Origin of the sequence: Streptomyces sp. SKN60, from assembly GCF_026236535.1 — a bacterium.
GTDB lineage: Bacteria > Actinomycetota > Actinomycetes > Streptomycetales > Streptomycetaceae > Streptomyces.
In genome coordinates, this window is sequence record NZ_JAHTMW010000001.1 from 96,309 (window position 1) to 113,171 (window position 16,863).

Sequence of the window (16,863 nt, forward strand, 5' to 3'; positions counted from 1 at the left end):
TCAGCTCCGTAAGCAGGTGAAGAACGGGAGAGGGAGGGGAGGAGGAGGGAGGGGAGGAGGTCAGTCGTCGAAGTTGTCGCTGGCCAGTCGCAGCGCGAGCTCCTGGAGGATCGGCTCGGTGGCCGGTACGGCACCGGAGGCGTCATGCGCGTCCGCGACGGCCTCGAACGCGAGGATGAACCCGTTCACGAGCGCGCTCAGCGGCTCCGACAACTGCGCCAGGACCGACAGCCCGACCTCCTCCGCACTCGCGTCGGCCGGCACCGCGAACTGCCCCGGAATGACCTCGCCCAACAGATCCGAGACCAGGCTCTCGTCGACGCCGCCGCGGAGCGCCGTCAATGCGGCGATGGCCTTGAGTTTGATCTCGTTCTCGGTCACGCGAGGAGCCTAGGAGCAACCCCGGGACGGCGCGGCGGAATTCGCGCGACACGCGGGGGTGCGGCTTGTGTTGACGATCCGTTCGTCGGTTCACCAGATGGTGGGAAGGAAACGATCCCGCATTTCACTACGCCGAGTAGTCACCTCAATACTCATCGCGACAAGATCTTCTTGGTGCGACGAGTGGAGGACACATGCGCAAGCGCACGTGGGTGTCGGTGGCGATCGCCGCCGGGCTGTTCCTGGGCGGGGCGGGCGGGGCGGTGGCGGATTCGTGGCACACCATTCCGAACGTGCACACCGACGGAGTCGAGTTCAAGGGTGGCTCCTACGTCTTCGAGCCGAAGAGCCGGAACCACGGCGGCTTCCACTTCAAGGGAAGCCTGAGGGACGTCTCGCCGAACGACGGCCACAACGTCTACGTCGAGGTGAAGGTCGAGGCCTACGACTGGAACCGGTTCAAGGGGACCCAGAAGAAATACGTCTACCTCGACAGGGTCGTCTGGGACGGGGCAGCGCAGTTCACCTCGGAGGCCCGCCTCCGCGTGTGCCGCGACCGCGGCTCACTGCGGCCCGACAACTGCGTTCCCACTTTCCACTACCTCCGACAGGGGAACGGCGAGTCGTGAGTGACCTTCTCCGCGCCGAGGGCGTGGATCTCTTCTACGGGGACCACCGGGCCGTCAGCGGCGTCGACTTCGCCTTGCGGCGCGGAGAAGTGGCCGCCGTCATGGGGAGCAGCGGGTCCGGGAAGTCCTCGTTGCTGTACTGCCTGGCCGGGGTGCTCGCGCCGGGTGGGGGGCGGGTGGTTTTCGAGGGGGTGGACCTCGCCGGGCTCGGGGACGAGGAGCTGAGCGCGCTGCGGCGCGAGCGGTTCGGGTTCGTCTTCCAGTACGGGGAGTTGCTGCCGGAGCTGACCGTCGAGGAGAACGCCGCCCTGCCGCTGCGCCTCGCCGGGCAGCGCAAGGCCCCCGCGCACGCGGCGGCCGGAGAAGTGCTCGGGCGGCTGGGGATGACCGGTCTGCTGCAGCGAAGGACGTCGCAGCTGTCCGGCGGGCAGAGCCAGCGGGTCGCCGTCGCGCGGGCGCTCGTACACCGGCCGGCCGTCGTGTTCGCCGACGAGCCGACCGGCGCGCTCGACAGCGCCAACGCCACCGCCGTACTCGACGAGTTCCTGCGGCTCGCACGCGACCAGGACACCGCCGTGGTGATCGTGACCCACGACCAGGGCGTCGCCGCCCGCGCCGACGTCACGTACACGATGGTCGACGGCGTCCTGAGCCCCGTAGCAGCGGTCGGGCGGTGACCGCGTGAACTCCTTCCTCCTCGGCCTGCGCCTGCTGTGGCGCGGCGGGAACCGGGCCCGCGCCCGGTTCCTGCTCATGACCGGCGGGTGCGCGCTCGGCGTGGCCTGTCTGGCGGCCGTCCTCACCATCCCGACGGTCCTCGCCGCCAACGAGGCCCGGGACGCGGCCCGCAGCCTGCGGTTCCTCGACCCCTTGGCGGAGCCGAGGCAGGTCTCCACCGTCGCCGCAGCGGAACGGGAGGACGCTTACGGCTCCGAGCCGATGTACCGGGTCTTCGTCGCCCGCACCACGCCAGGCGCGGCCCCCGTACCCGTACCGCCCGGCCTCGACCGGCTGCCCGCCGCCGGCGAGACCGTCGTCTCGCCCCGTCTGAAGCGGCTCCTCGCCGAGCGGCCCGCTCTCGCCGGGCTCGTACCCGGCCGGATCACCGGCGTCATCGGACCCGCCGGGCTCGCCGCGCAGGACGACCTCTACGCGTACATCGGCCGGACCCCCGCCCAACTGCCCTCCGACGCCCACCCCCTGGTCTCGTTCGGCAAGGCGTACCCCGACCACGAGGTCGTCGAGCCGTCCACCCTCGACATCCTGCGCTTCACCCTCTCCTGCATCGTCCTGCTCCCCCTCGCCGTCTTCCTCTCCGTCTGCGCCCGGCTCTCCGCCGAGACCCGGGCCCGCCGGCTCGCCGCGCTCCGCCTCGTCGGCCTGAGCGTGAAGGACACCCTGCGGGTCAACGCCGGCGAGACCGTCGCGGCCGCCCTCCTCGGTGCGGTCATCGGGATCGCCGGATACCTCGGCTTCAACGAGGTCATGGCACGGATCGGGCTGCCGGGACTGCACTGGTTCCCGGCCGACGGACGCCCCGAGGCGACGACGCTCGGCGTCTGTCTCGTACTGTGCCCGGCGCTCGCCTGGTTCGTGGGCCGGCGGTCCGCGCGCGAGGCCGCGCTCCGGCCGCTCAACGTCCGCCGCACCGCGCAGCGCAAGCCGCCGCGGAAGTACGGAACGCTGCTCCTGCTGCCCGGCCTCGGCGTCATCGGCGGCTACTGCGTCCTCAGCGTCATCGGCCGCGACCCGAGCGGCGGCGCCGCCTCCAGCCTGCTGATCCCCGGAGCCGTGCTCCTGACCGGCGCCGGCCTCGTACTCGGACTCGCGCCCATCACCGCCTGGCTCGCCCGGCAGCTCGCCGGCCGTGTGCAGTCCCTGCCCCTCGCCCTCGCGATGCGGCGCGCCGAGGTCGAGCCGGGCAGCGCACTGCGGGTCGTCACGGGGCTGGTGCTGCTGGTGTACGCGACCTCGCTGACGCAGGGCGTGCTGGTGGAACTGGACCAGGTGAGCCGGCGCACCGCGCCCGTACAGGAGTACCAGCTGTCGACCGACGAGCTGAGCGCGCAGCAGCGCGGTCGGCTGGGGCAGGTGGCCGACCTACGCGGCCAGGCGCTCGCCACGGATTCGTGGGCACCGAAGGACGGGGAACTCCGGCCCCAGCTCACCGTCATGGTGGCCACGTGTGCCCAACTTGCTGCCTTTGTCAGCTCGTCCAGCGAGTGCGTGGACGGGAAGGTGCTCCGCATCGAGGATCCCGACCTCCTTCCCGACCCCGACGCGATCCCGGGGCGCACCTACCCCTTCCGGTTCGGTGAGGGCCGCGGCCTCGACATCACGGTGCCGAAGGATGCGACGGCGGTGCGCGTCGTCCAGCCGTCGGTGGTCGTCGGCGCCGACGTACTCGTACCGCCCTCGCTCATCGCGCCGTACGGCACGGTCCACGGCACCCTCAGCCTCGCCACCTCCTCCGACCCCGCCACCGTCCGCGCCACCCTCGACGCCATCGGCGCCGTCGCCCCCACCGCGCACGTCGAGCCCGTCGGCATCGTCGTGACCTCGCTCCACCAACTCACCGTCATCCGCAGCCTGCTCGTGTCCGGGATGGCGCTCGGGCTGGTCGTCGGGGTGGCCGCCTTCCTCGTGTCCGTGGCCGATCGGGCGATGGAGCGGCGGGGCCAGGTGGCCGCGCTCGCACTGCTGGGGGCGCGGGGCGGGACGTTGCGGGTGGCGCAGTGTGCGCAGGTGGTGCTGCCGCTCGGGGTGGGGCTCGGGGCGGCGGTCGTGACCGGGTGGCTGGCGGAGTCGAGCTATCTGATCACCGGGGGCGGGGCCGTGCACTGGGACTGGGAGGGGCTGCCGCTGCTCGTGGGGAGCGCGGTCGGGGTGCTGGTGGTGGGCGGGGTGGCCGCGCTGCCCGTCGTACGGCGGCACGTCGATCCCGAGCACATCCGCCGGGACTGACCACGTCGCAAGGAATCGAAAAGATCGCGGGCGCGCCGATGACTTTTCGGCGCGCCCCACGTCTACCTCCCCGAAAGCCCCGGGACAGCCCAGGAGAAGCCCAGGGGAAGCCCCGACGAGAAGAGGTCGCCTCATGTCCACCGCCCCCGCCGCTCCCGCGCCCGCCGTCAAGGGTCCCGCCAGCTACTTCCCCTCCATCGAGAAGAAGTACGGGCGTCCGATCGCCGAGTGGCTGGAGATCGTCGACGGGTCACCGCTCGTCAAGCACATGGAGCTCGTCGGCTGGCTCAAGAGCGAGTACGGGCTCGGGCACGGCCACGCCAACGCCCTCGTCGCGCACGTCCTCGCCGGCCGGAACCGCTAGTTCAGCCTCAGCCTCAGCCGCAGTCGCAGTCGCAGTCGCAGTCGCAGTCGCAGTCGCACGCTCCGTCACGCGCCCCTTCAGGGCCAGCGTCGCCGCCGAGGCGGCCACGCCCGCGACCAGGGCGGTCCACCAGAGGGTGGCGGGGCCCAGGCCGGTGTAGAGGGTGACGCCCAGGGTGAGGGAGCCGAAGCGGGCGACGCCCCAGGTCCAGCTGAAGGCGCCCTGGTAGCGGCCGCGGGCGTGGGCCGGGGCCAGGTTGGCGACGATCGCGGCGCCGATGCCGGCGACCACCACCTCGCCGAGCGACCAGACGACGACCGAGACGGCGAAGCCGGCCGCACCGTCGGCGAGTCCGGTGAGGGCCACGCCGATCGCGACGAGGACGCTGCCCGCGACGTACACCGGGAGTTGCGGCAGCCGGGCGAGCCGCGCCGTGGTGAAGGGCTGGAGCCCGACCACCAGGATCGCGTTGAGGGCCGCCATCGTCCCGTACACCGCGGGCGAGAGGCCGTTGTCGCGGATGGCGAGCGGCAGGGCGACCTCGGTGAGGGAGTAGACGAAGAGCGCGATGCCGAAGAGCGGCAGGAGGAGGACGGCGAGGCGGTCGCGCAGGACGACGCCGTAGCCGAGGCCGTCGCCGGCGGGGCGGGGGCCGCGCGGCGGTTCGGTCAGGCGGGCGGCGACCACCACCGCGTACAGCAGCATCGAACCGGCGTCGACGGCGAACAGCAGCCAGTAGCCCTGCGCCGCGAGGAAGCCGCCGAGGACGCCCGCGACCGCCGTGCCGATGTTGACGCCCCAGCCGAAGAGGGCGTACGCGCGCTGCCGGCGGTCCGGGTCGACGGCGTCGGCCATCAGCGCGTACGCCGCCGGGGGCACGGCCATGCCGGTGGCGCTGATCAGCAGCGCCGCGGCGGCCATCGTCCACACGCCGGGCGCCATGAACAGCGCGCCCTGCGCCGCGGCCGAGCCGAGCAGGCCGATCAGCATCGTGGGGCGGCGTCCGATGCGGTCGGCGAGGATGCCGCCGACCGCCGGGCCGACCAGGTTGCCGGCGCCGAGCGCGCCGAGGACGTACGTGGTGTCGGTGCCGGTGACCCCGCGCGAGGCGAGGAAGAAGACGAGGAACGGGGTGACGAGATAGCCGAGCCGGTTGATCACCGTGCCGGCGAACAGCGTCCAGACGACGGGCGGAAGGTTCCCGAACGACGAGGAGGACGAGGAGGACGAGGAAGACGAGGAGGAGACGGGCTTGGGAAGCTTGGCAGGCTGGGAGGGCATGGCAGGAGCTTGCGGGCGTGCCCCGTACCCCCTCCAATGATTAAGCTCCAGCCGAATCCATCTACCATCGGGATCCACCATCGGGATCCACCATCGGGATCCAGCATGGGGATCCGCCATCGGGATCGATCACGGGGGCAGCACGCACACATGGACTCCGCGCTCAGTTTCTCCGCCGCCGACCTCGCCCAGACCCGCTTCGCCGTCTCCCCCATGTGGGAGGTCGTCACCAGCTTCCGCCTCCTCCGCAACGACAACCCGACGCCGCTCCACCACAGTTGGGCGGATCAGGTGCGGCCCCGCTTCCGGCGGGCCGGGCTGGACCGCGGGCGCCTCGCCGCGCTCGTACCACCGCACGGCTACCTCGCCGACTTCCTGAACCCCACCCCCGCCGGGCCCTTCCCCACCCTGGAGGGCGAACTCGACGCCATCGGAGGCACACCCGTCGAGCAGATCGCCCGCGACCTGGACATGCTCGGGAGGACGGGGGTTCGCGCCGAACACATCGACCTCGAACGGCTCCGCGAGGAGATCCTCACCTACTGGGAGATCGCCCTCGCCCCCTACTGGGCCCGCATCCGCGGCCTCCTCGAAGCCGATGTCTTCCACCGCGCCCGCCAGGTCGCCGAGCACGGATCGGCGCGCGTCCTCGGCGAACTCCACGAGACCGTGCGCTGGGACGACGGCACCCTGCGGCTCGTCCGGCGGGCCTGCGCGCTCACCCGCGACCAGGCGGGCTCGGGGCTGCTGCTCATCCCGTCCGCGTTCGCGTGGCCGCGCGTGCTGACCCGTTCGGTGGCCCCGGATCCGCCCCAACTCGCCTATCCGGCACGGGGCATCGGCAACCTGTGGGAGCCACGCACCACCACGAACGCCACCGAGGCCGTCGCCGGCGTCCTCGGGCGGTCCCGCGCGCTGCTCCTCGCCGAGCTCGACACCCCCGCCTCCACCACCCAGCTCGCCGCCGTCTTCGGCCTGTCGGCGGCCGCGGTGTCCCAGCACCTCACCGCCCTCCGCAACGCCGGGCTCGTCACCGCGCACCGCAGCGGCCGGTCCGTCCTCTACGCCCGCACCGCCGTCGCCGACACGCTGCTCTGCCCCCGGCCGGACACCCAGTTGGAGCCTCGATGAACTCATGGACCTCCCGCGAATCGTGGACCGAGCACGTTCTCGTACGGCGGAGCGCGCGCGAACCCGACGGCGTACGGCTCTCGGTGCGCGACTGGGGCGGCGACGGGAGGCGGCCCTTCCTCCTGCTGCACGGGCTCGCCGGCCACGCCGGCGAATGGGCCGGGCTCGCCCGCCGGCTGCGCGCCGACGGACACCGCGTCCTCGCCCTCGACCAGCGCGGACACGGCGCGAGCGAGCGGCACCCGGCCGATGTCTCGCGCGCCGCGTACGTCGCCGACGTCCTCGCCGTACTCGATCACTTCGCGCTCGACGGGACCGTCCTCCTCGGGCAGTCGTACGGCGGCCATGCCGCCCTCCTCACCGCCGGCCGGCAGGCGAAGAACCTCGCCGCGGTCGTCCTCGTCGAGGCCGGTCCCGGTGCCGCCGAACCCGGCGTCCTGGACGAGGTCGGGGGCTGGCTGCGGGCCTGGCCGGTGCCGTTCCCGGACCGGGCGGCGGCCGTCGCCCACCTCGGCGGCGGACCCGTAGGGGAAGGCTGGGCCGACGGGCTCGAGCAGCGGGAGGACGGCCTCTGGCCCCGATTCGACCCCGAGGTGATGGTGGCCTCCCTCGCCGAGAACACCCGGCCCACCGGCCGAGCCTGGTGGGAGGAGTGGGCGGCGATCCGCGTGCCCGTCCTCGCCGTGCTCGGCGAGAAGGGGATCATCGGGACGGAGGAGTACGACGAGATGGCGCGGCTCCGACCCGACCGCCTGCGCGGTGTCTGCCTCCCCGGCACCGGCCACGACCTGCACCTGGAACGCCCCGAACTGCTCCACGCCCTCGTGACCGAGTTCCTCGCCGACGTCGGCCTCGACTCCGACGCCCAACTCGCTTGCCCTGGAGTGGACTCCAACACCTAGGGTGCGGCGCATGCGCTATCGGGTACTCGGCGGGACCGGGATCGAAGTCAGCACGTACTGCCTCGGCACGATGATGTTCGGGGCCATCGGCAATCGCGACCACGAGGATTGCGAGCGGATCATTCACAGCGCCCTCGACCGGGGCATCAACTTCGTCGACACGGCCGACATGTACTCGTCGGGCGAGGCCGAGGAGATCGTCGGCAAGGCGCTGCGCGACCCGCGGCGCCGCGACGACACCGTCCTCGCCACCAAGGTGTACTTCCCGGTGGGCGGCGAAGGCCCCAACCGGGGCGGCACGTCCCGGCGTTGGATCATGCAGGCGGTGGAGAACAGCCTGCGGCGGCTCGGCACCGACCGCATCGACCTCTACCAGGTACACCGGCCCGACGAGCGCACCGACATCGAGGAGACCCTCGACGTCCTCGGCGACCTCGTCACCCAGGGGAAGATCCGGACCTTCGGCTGCTCCACCTTCCCCGCCGAACGGATCGTCGAGGCGCACGCCGTCGCCGAGCGGCGCGGCCTGCGCCGCTTCCGCACCGAGCAGCCGCCGTACTCGCTGCTCGCGCGCGGCATCGAGACCTCCGTGCTGCCTGTCGCGCAGCGGTACGGGATGGGCGTGCTGACCTGGTCGCCGCTGGCGTCCGGCTTCCTCACCGGCAAGTACCGCAAGAACCGGCCGATGGACCTCGGCTCCGGGCGCCCCACGATCCACCCGCAGCGCTTCGACCCGGAGCTGCCGGTCACGGCCGCCAAGCTGGACGCCGTGGAGGAGTTCACGGCGATCGCCGAGGAGATCGGCTGCACGCTTCCCGAGCTCGCGATCGCGTTCGCGGCGGCGCACCCGGCGGTCACCTCCGTCATCCTCGGGCCGCGTACCCAGGAGCAGTTGGACGGGCTCCTTAAGGGCGCCTCGCTGGTGCTGAGCGACGAGATCCTGGACCGGATCGACTCCATCGTGCCGCCCGGCACCGACGTCTACCGGGCGGACGGCGTCTGGCAGCCGCGCTCCCTCACCGACCCGGCGGCACGGCGACGGCCGGCGGGCGAACGCGCCGCCGCCGACTAGGTTCCCGAGTGGATTCCCGCCCAGGTTCCTCGCCGGGCGCGCCGCGTGAGGTCATCCTGGGCCCATGGGTGAGACCACGAGGAGAACGATCGGGCCGGAGGAGCGCCGGGCGCGGCTCGCGGTGCGGCACCGGCTGGCCGGGGCGGCGCGGGCGGGGACAGCGGAGGAGGTCGCCGGTTCGCTGGTGGCGCTGCACGCGACGGACGCGGCGACGGTGTTCCTGGCCGTGGGCGCGCGGCTCGCGGCCGCGCCCGGCCGGGCCCCGGACCCGGTGACAGCGCTGGAGCAGGCACTGTATGGGGAACGCACCCTCACCCGGATGCACGGCATGCGGCACACCCTCTTCGTCGTGCCGTCCGCGCTCGCCGCCGTCGTCCACTCCTCCACCGCCGACGCCGCCTCCGTCCGCGAACGCACCACGCTCGTCAAGCACTTGACGGCGGGCAGCGACTACGACGCGCAGTGGCTTGCCGAGACCGAGCGGCAGGTCCTGGCCGAGCTGGCGGCGCGAGGCGAGGCGACGGGTGCGGAACTCGGGGCGGCCGTACCGCGCTTGCGGGCGCAGTACGTGTACGGGGTGGGCACCAACCAGGAGGGGCCGCAGTCGGTCGCGAGCCGGGTGCTGCGGGTGCTCGGCATGGAGGGGCGGATCGCCCGGGGGCGGCCGCAGGGCGGCTGGACGTCGAGCCGGTTCCGCTGGGCGCCGGCCCCGCCGTACGCCGAGATCCCGCGGGGCGAGGCGCAGGCGGAGCTCGTACGGCACTGGCTGGCCGCGTACGGTCCGGCGACCGAGGCGGACCTGAAGTGGTGGACGGGCTGGAAGGTCACGGACGTACGGCGGGCCCTGGCGGCGGTCGGGGCGGAACGCGTCGCGCTGGAGGAGGGCACCGGCTTCGTCCTGCCGGACGACCTCGATCCCGTACCCGTACCCGTATCCGAACACGTACCGCCGGCGGACGAGCCGTGGGCGGCGCTGCTGCCGGCGCTCGATCCGACGCCGATGGGGTGGCAGTCCCGCGACTGGTACCTGGACCCGGCGCACCGCGCCGCGCTGTTCGACCGGAGCGGGAACATCGGTCCGACGGTGTGGTGGAACGGGCGGATCGTGGGCGGCTGGGCGCAGCGCGCCGACGGCGAGATCGTGTGGCGGCTGTTCACAGGCGCCGGCATGGGCACGGACCTGGGGAAGGATGCCGTACGAGCGGTGGAGGTGGCGGTGGAGGCCGAGGCGGCGCGACTGGCGGCCTGGGTCGGCGAGGTCCGGATCACGCCCCGCTTCCGTACCCCTCTCGAAAAGGAACTGAGCTCCCTGTGACCGGCACCGACCTCCTCCTGATATCCGCGCAGCGCACCTCCACCGCGCTCCTCCTCACCGAGGCCGCCCGGCGGCGCGGCATGGCGACCCGGGTGCTCGACGGGAGCCGGCCGGCGGACTCCGTCGTACGCCCGGGCGAGGCCGTGCACTGGCACGGCGGGCCGCGGCTCGCCGACCGGGTCGCTCCAGCGCTCGGGTCCGGGCTCGGGCTCGGGCTGCTTGAGCCGTCGGACGGCTGGCTGGCGGGGCTGCCGTGGGAGTTCACGCGGCGCCGGATCACGCTGGAGCCGTTCTCGGCCGTCTACCGGGAGGTGTTCCAGCCGGTGTTCCTGAAGCCGCCGTCGGACAAGTCGTTCGCGCCCGGGGTGTACGGCGACGACCCCGACCGCGGCCTCTCCGACCTCGCGCGCACCGTGCCGCCGCACACGCCGGTCCTCGTCTCGGACCCGGTGACGTTCACGGCCGAGTACCGCCTCTTCGTCCTCGACGGGCGGGTCGTGACCGGGAGCCGTTACGCCGTGTACGGGCGGCTCGACCCCGGCCCGCTCACGCCGGAGGCGCGGCGCTTCGGAGAGGAGCTGCTCTCGGCGGTGGGCGACACCCTGCCGAGCGGGGTGGTCGTGGACGTGGGCACGGTGGAAGGCACCGGGTGGGCGGTGGTGGAGGCGAACATGGCGTGGTTCGCCCAGTGCTACGCGGCGGATCCGGATGCCGTCCTCGATGTGGTCCTGCGGGCGGCGGGCCCGCGCGAGCGGGTCGCGGAGCGGGACCGCTCGTTCCTTCGGGTGACATCGCCGACGGGATCGGGCTGACTGGCGTACGGGTGACGAGAAACGCGCCCCGGCTCCGACGTCCCCTGTGAGAGAACCACAGCACACCAGAACACCCCACCCCACCCCTCCGGACGAGGAGCGAGGAGAACGTCATGAAGTACCTGGTGATGGTGCAGGGCTCGCAGGCCGACTACGACGCGATGAACGGCAAGGCCACGCCCGAGAGCCCGGCGTGGAGCGAACAGGACCTGAGGGCGATGTTCGCCTACATGAACTCGATCAACGAGGACCTCGCGGAGAGCGGCGAGTGGATCGACGGGCAGGGGCTGGTCGAGCCGGCCAGGACCCGGTTCGTGACCGCCGACTCCGAGGGCCGGCCGGTCGTGACCGACGGGCCGTACGCGGAGACCCAGGAAGTGCTCGCGGGCTACTGGGTGGTGGACTGCGCGAGCCTGGACCGGGTCACGGAGATCGCGGCCCGGGTGGCCCAGTGCCCGCAGCCGCCCGGCGCACCGGAGTACCCGGTGGTGATCCGCCCGATCGACGAGGCGGGCGGCGCCGACATCGGCGCCGCCACGACGTGACGCCCGAAATTCACAACTCCTCCTCAACCGGCGGTTGCGGACGTTACGGTTCCCCCGGGGCGCCTGCCGCATCGGAACTGTCCGGGGGGACACATGCACGAGTTGACCAAGGGAGCCAATGTCGGCCTCGCCGAACTGAGCGAGGACGCGGGATCGGTGATCGTCGGTCTGAGCTGGAGCAGCGCCTCCGGCGCCGGGGACGCGGACGTGTCCGTCCTGCTTCTGGACGGCGACGGCAAGGTCCGCAACGACGCCGACTTCTACTTCTACAACCACCCGGCCGCCGAGGACGGCAGCGTGCAGCTGCTCGGCAAGACGCCCACCGAGAACGGCAGTGAGGACCGCATCGGGCTCGACCTCACGGCCGTCCCGGACGACGTACGGACCGTCGTCGTGGCGGCGAGCCAGTACGGCGGGGCCCGCTTCGGCGACCTGGACGACCTGCGGATGACGGTCTCGGACCGCTCGGGCGAGACGCTGCTCGGCTTCTCGATCAGCGACGCCACGGTCGAGACGGCGTTCATCTTCGGCGAGCTGTACCGGCGCAACGAGGAGTGGAAGTTCCGCGCGGTCGGGCAGGGTTACGAGACGGGGCTCGCCGGCCTCGCCACCGACTTCGGCATCGACATCCTCGAGGACGAGGCGGACGGCGACGGAGAGGGCGACGTCACGACCGAGGCGGCGGAGGCGGCGGGCGCGGAGGCCGCCACGGCAGTGGAAACCTCCGGACCGCCCGCACACCCGGCCCCCTCCGCGCCCGCCTCGCCCACCGAAGCCGCACCGTCCGCCGCACCCGCCGCGCCCTCCACGGTCCCAGCCCCCGCCGCAGCCCCCGGCCCCACGCCGGTCGCCCCCGTCCCCGCACCGCGCCGGCGCCCCCGCACCGCGAAGAAGAAGGTCACCCTCCCCACCACCCCCAAGAAGTCCCTCGCGGAGAACGACGCGTGGAAGCCCGCCCGGCTCTTCCCCGTCCCCTCCTACAAGAGCGACCGGGAGCGGGAGGTACGGGCGACGTCCGTGCTGCTGTCGGTGATGGCGGAGGTGCCGGAGTTCGGGCGGCGGCTCACCGCCGCGTTCGGCGCACCGGCGGGGCGGATGCAGACGTTCACGGAGGTCTCGCTCCCGCACGGGGACACCCCCAGGCGCCCGGACGGCGTGATCCGGGTGGAGCGGGCGGGCAAGCTGTGGACGGCGCTCGTCGAGACGAAGACGAACGGCAATCCGCTCAAGGCCGAGCAGGTCCAGGACTACATGGACATCGCGGCCCGGCGCGGCTACGAGGCCGTGATCACCCTCTCCAACGACGTGGCACTGGAGGGCACCCCGCTCGTCGACGTCAAGATCGACGGCCGGCGCAAGCACAGGGTGGCGCTCCGGCATCTCTCATGGGCCGAGGTCGCCCACCAGGCGCAGATGCTGATCCGGCACGAGGGCGTCGGCAACGCGGCGCACGCCTGGCTGCTGCAGGAGCTGCTCCACTACCTCCAGCACGAGAACTCGGGCTGCCACGGCTTCCAGAACATGGGCCCCGCCTGGGTCCCCGTTCGCAACGGCATCGACGCCGAGACGCTCTGCCAGGGCGACCCGCGGGCCGTGGAGGTCGTGGAGAGCTGGGAGCGCCTCGTACGCCAGGTGTGTCTGCGGCTCGGCGGCGAGCTCGGACAGAAGGTGCTGCCCGTGCAGCGGGCCCGGCGGGGCACCGACCCGATGTCGCGGCGCGCGGAGCTCGCGGACCGGCTGTGCGAGGAGGGCCGGCTGAGCGCGGAGGTGCGGATGGACGGCGCGCAGAGCATCCTCACCGTCACCGCTGACCTGCGCACGGGCAAGATCCGCACGTCCGTGGAGGTCGCGGCCCCGGACAGCGGATATCCGCTGTCCGTCGCCAAGCGGCTCGTCCGGGTCCTGGCCGAGGCTCCGGCGGACCTGCACGTGGAGACCCTGGTGGAGGGCCGGAACGGGCCGCGCGGCACCCTGGAGCGGCTGCGGCCGGAGCCCGGCGACCTGCTGCCGAAGGACGGGGCGGCGATCACCGGATTCCGGCTGTCCCTGTTCAAGGGCATGGGCGCCAGCCGGGGCAGTACGGAGTCCGGGTTCATCCGCAGCGTGGACGACGCCGTGGACCGGTTCCACGGCTCCGTGGTCGCCCATCTCGGCCAGTTCGAGCGCCGCGCCACCCCCGCGGCCGCGCCCACGCCCGCGGCCGCGCCCACGCCCGCACCCGCCGCCCGGGCCTGAAACAGCTCGGCCGCCCCTCAGCCCCGGCTCAGCCCTGCCTGAGCCGGGCCAGGGTCGTGTCCAGGTCCACGGCGCAGGAGGTGGTGCGGTTGTGGGGGAGTTTGGCGAGGAGGGCGGCGAGGCCGCAGGTGTTGGTGAGGGCCGAGAAGACCAGGCCGGCCGCGATCGCCGCCGAGAGGAGCTGGAAGGCGGGGTGGAGGAGGCCGAGGAGGAGGCCCAGGAGGACCAGGGTGCCGGCGGTGAGGCGGACCTGGCGGTCCATGGCCCAGGGAGTACGGGTCGGGGCGGGGCCGGCCGGGTGGGCGAGGGCGTGGCCGCGGGCGGCCCAGCCGGAGGTGCCGCCGGTCAGGTTGGTGACCGGGATGCCGTGGGCGGCGAGGCGGTCGCAGGCGGTGCGGGAGCGGTTGCCGGACTGGCAGACGATCACGAGCTCGCCGCGGGCCGCCGCCTCCTTGAGGGCGGGGACGGCGCGGTCGATCCGGTCGAGGGGCACGTTGAGGGCGCCGGGGACGTGGCCGCCCGCGTATTCGCCGGGGGTGCGGACGTCGACGACGGTGAGCTCGGCGAGCCGGGCCCGGGTCTGGTCGGCGTCGAGGGAAGCGGGGGTGGGGGTGGGCATGGCAGGTGTCATCCTTGGTTTTCGACGGGACCCCGTGGTGGGGAGTAAATTACCCCCTGGGGTATCTGCTGAGGAGTGGCTGTGGAACTGGATCTCGCGGGCGCCGAGCTGAAGGCCGTGCTGAACCGGCTGCGCCGGGCGCAGGGACAGATCTCCGGAGTGATCCGGATGATCGAGGAAGGCCGCGACTGCGAGGAGGTCGTGACCCAGCTGGCGGCCGCGTCCCGGGCACTCGACCGGGCCGGGTTCGCGATCATCGCGACCGGGCTCCAGCAGTGCCTGACGGACATGGAGAACGGGAGGAAGGACGGCGAGGACCCCGAGCAGATGCGGGCCCGTCTGGAGAAGCTCTTCCTCTCCCTGGCCTGAGCGCCTCCCGCTACATCGCCGAATCGAGCAGCATCAGCGCCGCGACCACCAGCAGCACCGCCCCGAACACCCGGCGCAGCGTGTCCGCCGGGATGCGGGAGGCGAGCCGCCGGCCGTCCCAGGCCGCCAGGACCGCCGCGCCCGTGAACGGGGCGACGACCGCCCAGTCCACCGGCGCCGAGCCGCCCGCCCGGGCGAGCAGCGCGACCAGCGCGTTGACCGCGACGACCAGCAGGCTGGTCCCGACCGCCGGACGCATCCGCAGGCCGACGACCTGGACGAGCGCCGGTACGGTCAGGAAGCCGCCGCCCACGCCGAGCACCCCGGTGACGGCGCCGAGACCGGCGCCCGCACCCGCGACCGCCGGACCCGAGCGGCGTACGCCCGACTCCCCGGCCGAGGCCGAGGCGGGGGCGGCGGCCGGGGCCGGGGCCCGGCGGACCATCCGTACCGCCGCGATCCCCGCCACCCCCGCGAAGCCGAGGGTGAGCAGCCAGTCCGGCAGATGCGCCGAGAGCAGCCCGCCCAGTGCCGCCGGCACCAGGCCGGCCGCGGCGAACAGCGCTCCCGTACGCCAGCGGACCTGGCCGTCGCGGGCGTGCCCGTACAGCGCGGTGGCGGCCGTGCCGAGCACGATCAGCAGACTGGCGGTCGCGGCGGCGCCCGGGCTGAAGCCCAGCAGATAGATCAGGGCCGGTACGGCGAGCACGCTGCCGCCGCCGCCCAGCGCACCGAGCGCGAGCCCGACCACCGCCCCGGCGGCCAGTGCCGTCAGAGCGGTCAACATCGGTCGGCGGCAGGCGTGTTCACGAACGTGTTCACGAACGGCGCGTTGTCGAAGGAGTCGTCGATCGCGACGACCTCGTGACCGGCCGAGGCGAGCAGGGAGGCGGCGAGCGAGGCGCGCAGACCGCCCGCGCAGTGCACCCACACCGGGACCCCGAGCGGTATCTCCCGTATACGGGCGCGCAGTTCGTGCAGCGGGATGTGCCGGGAGCCCTCGACGTACCCGGCGGAGGCCCGCTCGGTGGCCCGGCGCGCATCCAACAGGACGGATCCCTCCGGGAGTTCACGGACGTCGGCGAAGGTGGCGCGGCGCAGCGTCGCGGGCCGCTCCCCGTCCCGTACCCACTCCTCCGGCGTCCCGGTCGCGGCGGCGGCCGGCCGGTCGATGCCGACCCGGACCAGCTCGCGCTGCGCCTTGGCGAGCTGCTCGGGCGACTCGGCGAGCAGGGTGACCGGCTTGCCCCAGGGGATCAGCCAGGCGAGGAGCAGGGCGAGCTGACCGCCGGGGCCCTCGCCCGCCTCGATGTTGTACGAGCCGGCCACGTGCCCCGCGGCGAACGCGACCCGGCTCCGCAGGTCGACCACCCACTCGCCGGCGGCCAGCCGCGCGGCGATCTCGTCGGCGTCGGCGACGGCCGGCGGGGTGAGGTCGACGGGCGCGGCGCCGCCACTGTTGAGCGGGCCCATGTGGGCGTAATACGCGGGGATGTCGTCGAGCCCGGCGAGCAGGTCGGCGACGAAGGTGTCGACGTCCTTGACGAGGGCCTCGTTGACGGCGGCCTGCTCCCCGATCGTGGTCGGCGCACCGGAGACATCGGTGGGCACGGCGCCCGCGGCGCACAGGCTGCCGAAGCCGTGGGTGGGCAGGACGGCGGTACGGTCCGGCAGCTCGGCGGCGAGCCGGTGCGCGGAGGCGTGCTGGGCCCGGGCCAGTGCGGCGGTGAGCCGCGGCTCGACCAGGTCGGGCCGGCCGACGGTGCCGATGAGCAGCGAGCCGCCGGTGAACACGGCCACGGCCTCGCCGCCCTCCTCAAGCACGTACGCGGTGTGGTGCGGCGTGTGCCCGGGGGTCGCCACGGCCCGCAGCGCGATCCCCGCGTCGACGGGGAGGACGTCCCCGTCGGTCACGGCCAGCCGCTCGTACGAGACGGGCGCGGCGGCCGGGACGACGTACGCGGCTCCGGTGATCCGGGCGAGCTCATGGCCGCCGCTCACGTAGTCGTTGTGCACATGGGTCTCGACCACATGGGAGATCCGCACACCGCGCTGCGCGGCGGCGGCGATCACCCGGTCGATGTCGCGCGGAGGGTCGATCACGACCGCGGCCGTCCGACCGCCCGCGAGATAGCTGCGGTTGCCGAGGCCCGGCACTTCGACGGTGTCCACGAAGAACACGCCCGTACTCCTTCCAGGAGCTCCAGAACTTCAGGAACGCTTACCCCCCGGGGTATGTGAACG

General features: G+C 73.3%; 16 protein-coding genes and 1 pseudogene. 12 read left to right on the forward strand and 5 right to left on the reverse strand.

What is annotated here, in order from left to right; all coding sequences use genetic code 11:
- Positions 1-60: 60 nt before the first annotated feature.
- Complete coding sequence (locus KV205_RS00455) at positions 61-381, reverse strand: hypothetical protein (protein ID WP_265861213.1); 321 nt, start codon at positions 379-381, stop codon at positions 61-63.
- 194 nt (positions 382-575) lie between these two features.
- On the opposite strand from KV205_RS00455, the gene KV205_RS00460 reads away from it, so the two are divergent.
- From KV205_RS00460 to KV205_RS00475, 4 genes are all read left to right on the forward strand, one after another.
- Positions 576-1,010 (forward strand): hypothetical protein, encoded by a 435-nt coding sequence (locus KV205_RS00460; RefSeq protein ID WP_265861214.1) that lies wholly within the window; start codon positions 576-578, stop codon positions 1,008-1,010.
- On the forward strand, positions 1,007-1,687 hold the full coding sequence (locus KV205_RS00465) for an ABC transporter ATP-binding protein (protein ID WP_265861215.1): 681 nt from the start codon (positions 1,007-1,009) through the stop codon (positions 1,685-1,687). Before KV205_RS00460 ends, KV205_RS00465 begins: the two co-directional genes overlap by 4 nt.
- Before the next feature lie 4 nt (positions 1,688-1,691).
- The gene (locus KV205_RS00470; RefSeq protein WP_265861216.1) at positions 1,692-3,974 is read left to right on the forward strand and encodes an FtsX-like permease family protein; all 2,283 of its coding nucleotides are present in this window, start codon (positions 1,692-1,694) and stop codon (positions 3,972-3,974) included.
- Positions 3,975-4,107: 133 nt separating this feature from the next.
- Positions 4,108-4,338, forward strand: a complete 231-nt coding sequence (locus KV205_RS00475; RefSeq protein ID WP_265861218.1) for a DUF4287 domain-containing protein — start codon at positions 4,108-4,110, stop codon at positions 4,336-4,338.
- A gap of 48 nt (positions 4,339-4,386) precedes the next feature.
- Here the strand turns inward: KV205_RS00475 and KV205_RS00480 are convergent.
- Positions 4,387-5,739: pseudogene (locus KV205_RS00480) on the reverse strand (MDR family MFS transporter); the annotation flags it as partial.
- 30 nt (positions 5,740-5,769) lie between these two features.
- On the opposite strand from KV205_RS00480, the gene KV205_RS00485 reads away from it, so the two are divergent.
- The 7 genes from KV205_RS00485 (at position 5,770) to KV205_RS00515 (ending at position 13,631) form a co-directional block, all read left to right on the forward strand.
- Positions 5,770-6,750, forward strand: coding sequence for a DUF5937 family protein (locus KV205_RS00485; protein WP_265861220.1), 981 nt, complete (start codon positions 5,770-5,772; stop codon positions 6,748-6,750).
- A complete protein-coding gene (locus tag KV205_RS00490) occupies positions 6,747-7,652 on the forward strand; it encodes an alpha/beta fold hydrolase (protein ID WP_265861221.1) in 906 nt (301 codons plus the stop codon). The genes KV205_RS00485 and KV205_RS00490 overlap by 4 nt, the downstream gene beginning before the upstream one ends.
- Positions 7,653-7,662: 10 nt before the next feature.
- Positions 7,663-8,724: an aldo/keto reductase gene (locus tag KV205_RS00495; RefSeq protein WP_265861223.1), complete on the forward strand. Its 1,062-nt coding sequence runs from the start codon at positions 7,663-7,665 to the stop codon at positions 8,722-8,724.
- 64 nt (positions 8,725-8,788) lie between these two features.
- Positions 8,789-10,039 carry a winged helix DNA-binding domain-containing protein gene (locus KV205_RS00500; protein WP_265861225.1) on the forward strand — a complete coding sequence of 417 codons (1,251 nt, stop codon included), beginning with the start codon at positions 8,789-8,791 and terminating at the stop codon, positions 10,037-10,039.
- Positions 10,036-10,851 carry an ATP-grasp domain-containing protein gene (locus KV205_RS00505; protein ID WP_265861226.1) on the forward strand — a complete coding sequence of 272 codons (816 nt, stop codon included), beginning with the start codon at positions 10,036-10,038 and terminating at the stop codon, positions 10,849-10,851. Before KV205_RS00500 ends, KV205_RS00505 begins: the two co-directional genes overlap by 4 nt.
- 113 nt (positions 10,852-10,964) lie before the next feature.
- The gene (locus KV205_RS00510) at positions 10,965-11,396 is read left to right on the forward strand and encodes a YciI family protein (protein ID WP_265861227.1); all 432 of its coding nucleotides are present in this window, start codon (positions 10,965-10,967) and stop codon (positions 11,394-11,396) included.
- Between the two features lie 93 nt (positions 11,397-11,489).
- Positions 11,490-13,631 (forward strand): TerD family protein, encoded by a 2,142-nt coding sequence (locus tag KV205_RS00515; protein ID WP_265861229.1) that lies wholly within the window; start codon positions 11,490-11,492, stop codon positions 13,629-13,631.
- 28 nt (positions 13,632-13,659) lie between these two features.
- Here the strand turns inward: KV205_RS00515 and KV205_RS00520 are convergent, their stop codons facing one another.
- Entirely contained in the window at positions 13,660-14,250 is a 591-nt protein-coding gene (locus KV205_RS00520; protein WP_265861230.1) for a rhodanese-like domain-containing protein, read from the reverse strand.
- An 81-nt stretch (positions 14,251-14,331) separates the two neighbouring features.
- Between KV205_RS00520 and KV205_RS00525 the strand changes: the two genes are divergently transcribed.
- Positions 14,332-14,619: a metal-sensitive transcriptional regulator gene (locus KV205_RS00525; protein ID WP_265861231.1), complete on the forward strand. Its 288-nt coding sequence runs from the start codon at positions 14,332-14,334 to the stop codon at positions 14,617-14,619.
- Positions 14,620-14,629: 10 nt separating this feature from the next.
- Here KV205_RS00525 and KV205_RS00530 read toward each other — a convergent pair whose 3' ends face one another.
- The gene (locus KV205_RS00530) at positions 14,630-15,406 is read right to left on the reverse strand and encodes a sulfite exporter TauE/SafE family protein (protein WP_265861233.1); all 777 of its coding nucleotides are present in this window, start codon (positions 15,404-15,406) and stop codon (positions 14,630-14,632) included.
- Positions 15,400-16,800, reverse strand: coding sequence for an MBL fold metallo-hydrolase (locus KV205_RS00535; RefSeq protein ID WP_265861235.1), 1,401 nt, complete (start codon positions 16,798-16,800; stop codon positions 15,400-15,402). The genes KV205_RS00530 and KV205_RS00535 overlap by 7 nt, the downstream gene beginning before the upstream one ends.
- Positions 16,801-16,863 lie beyond the last annotated feature (63 nt).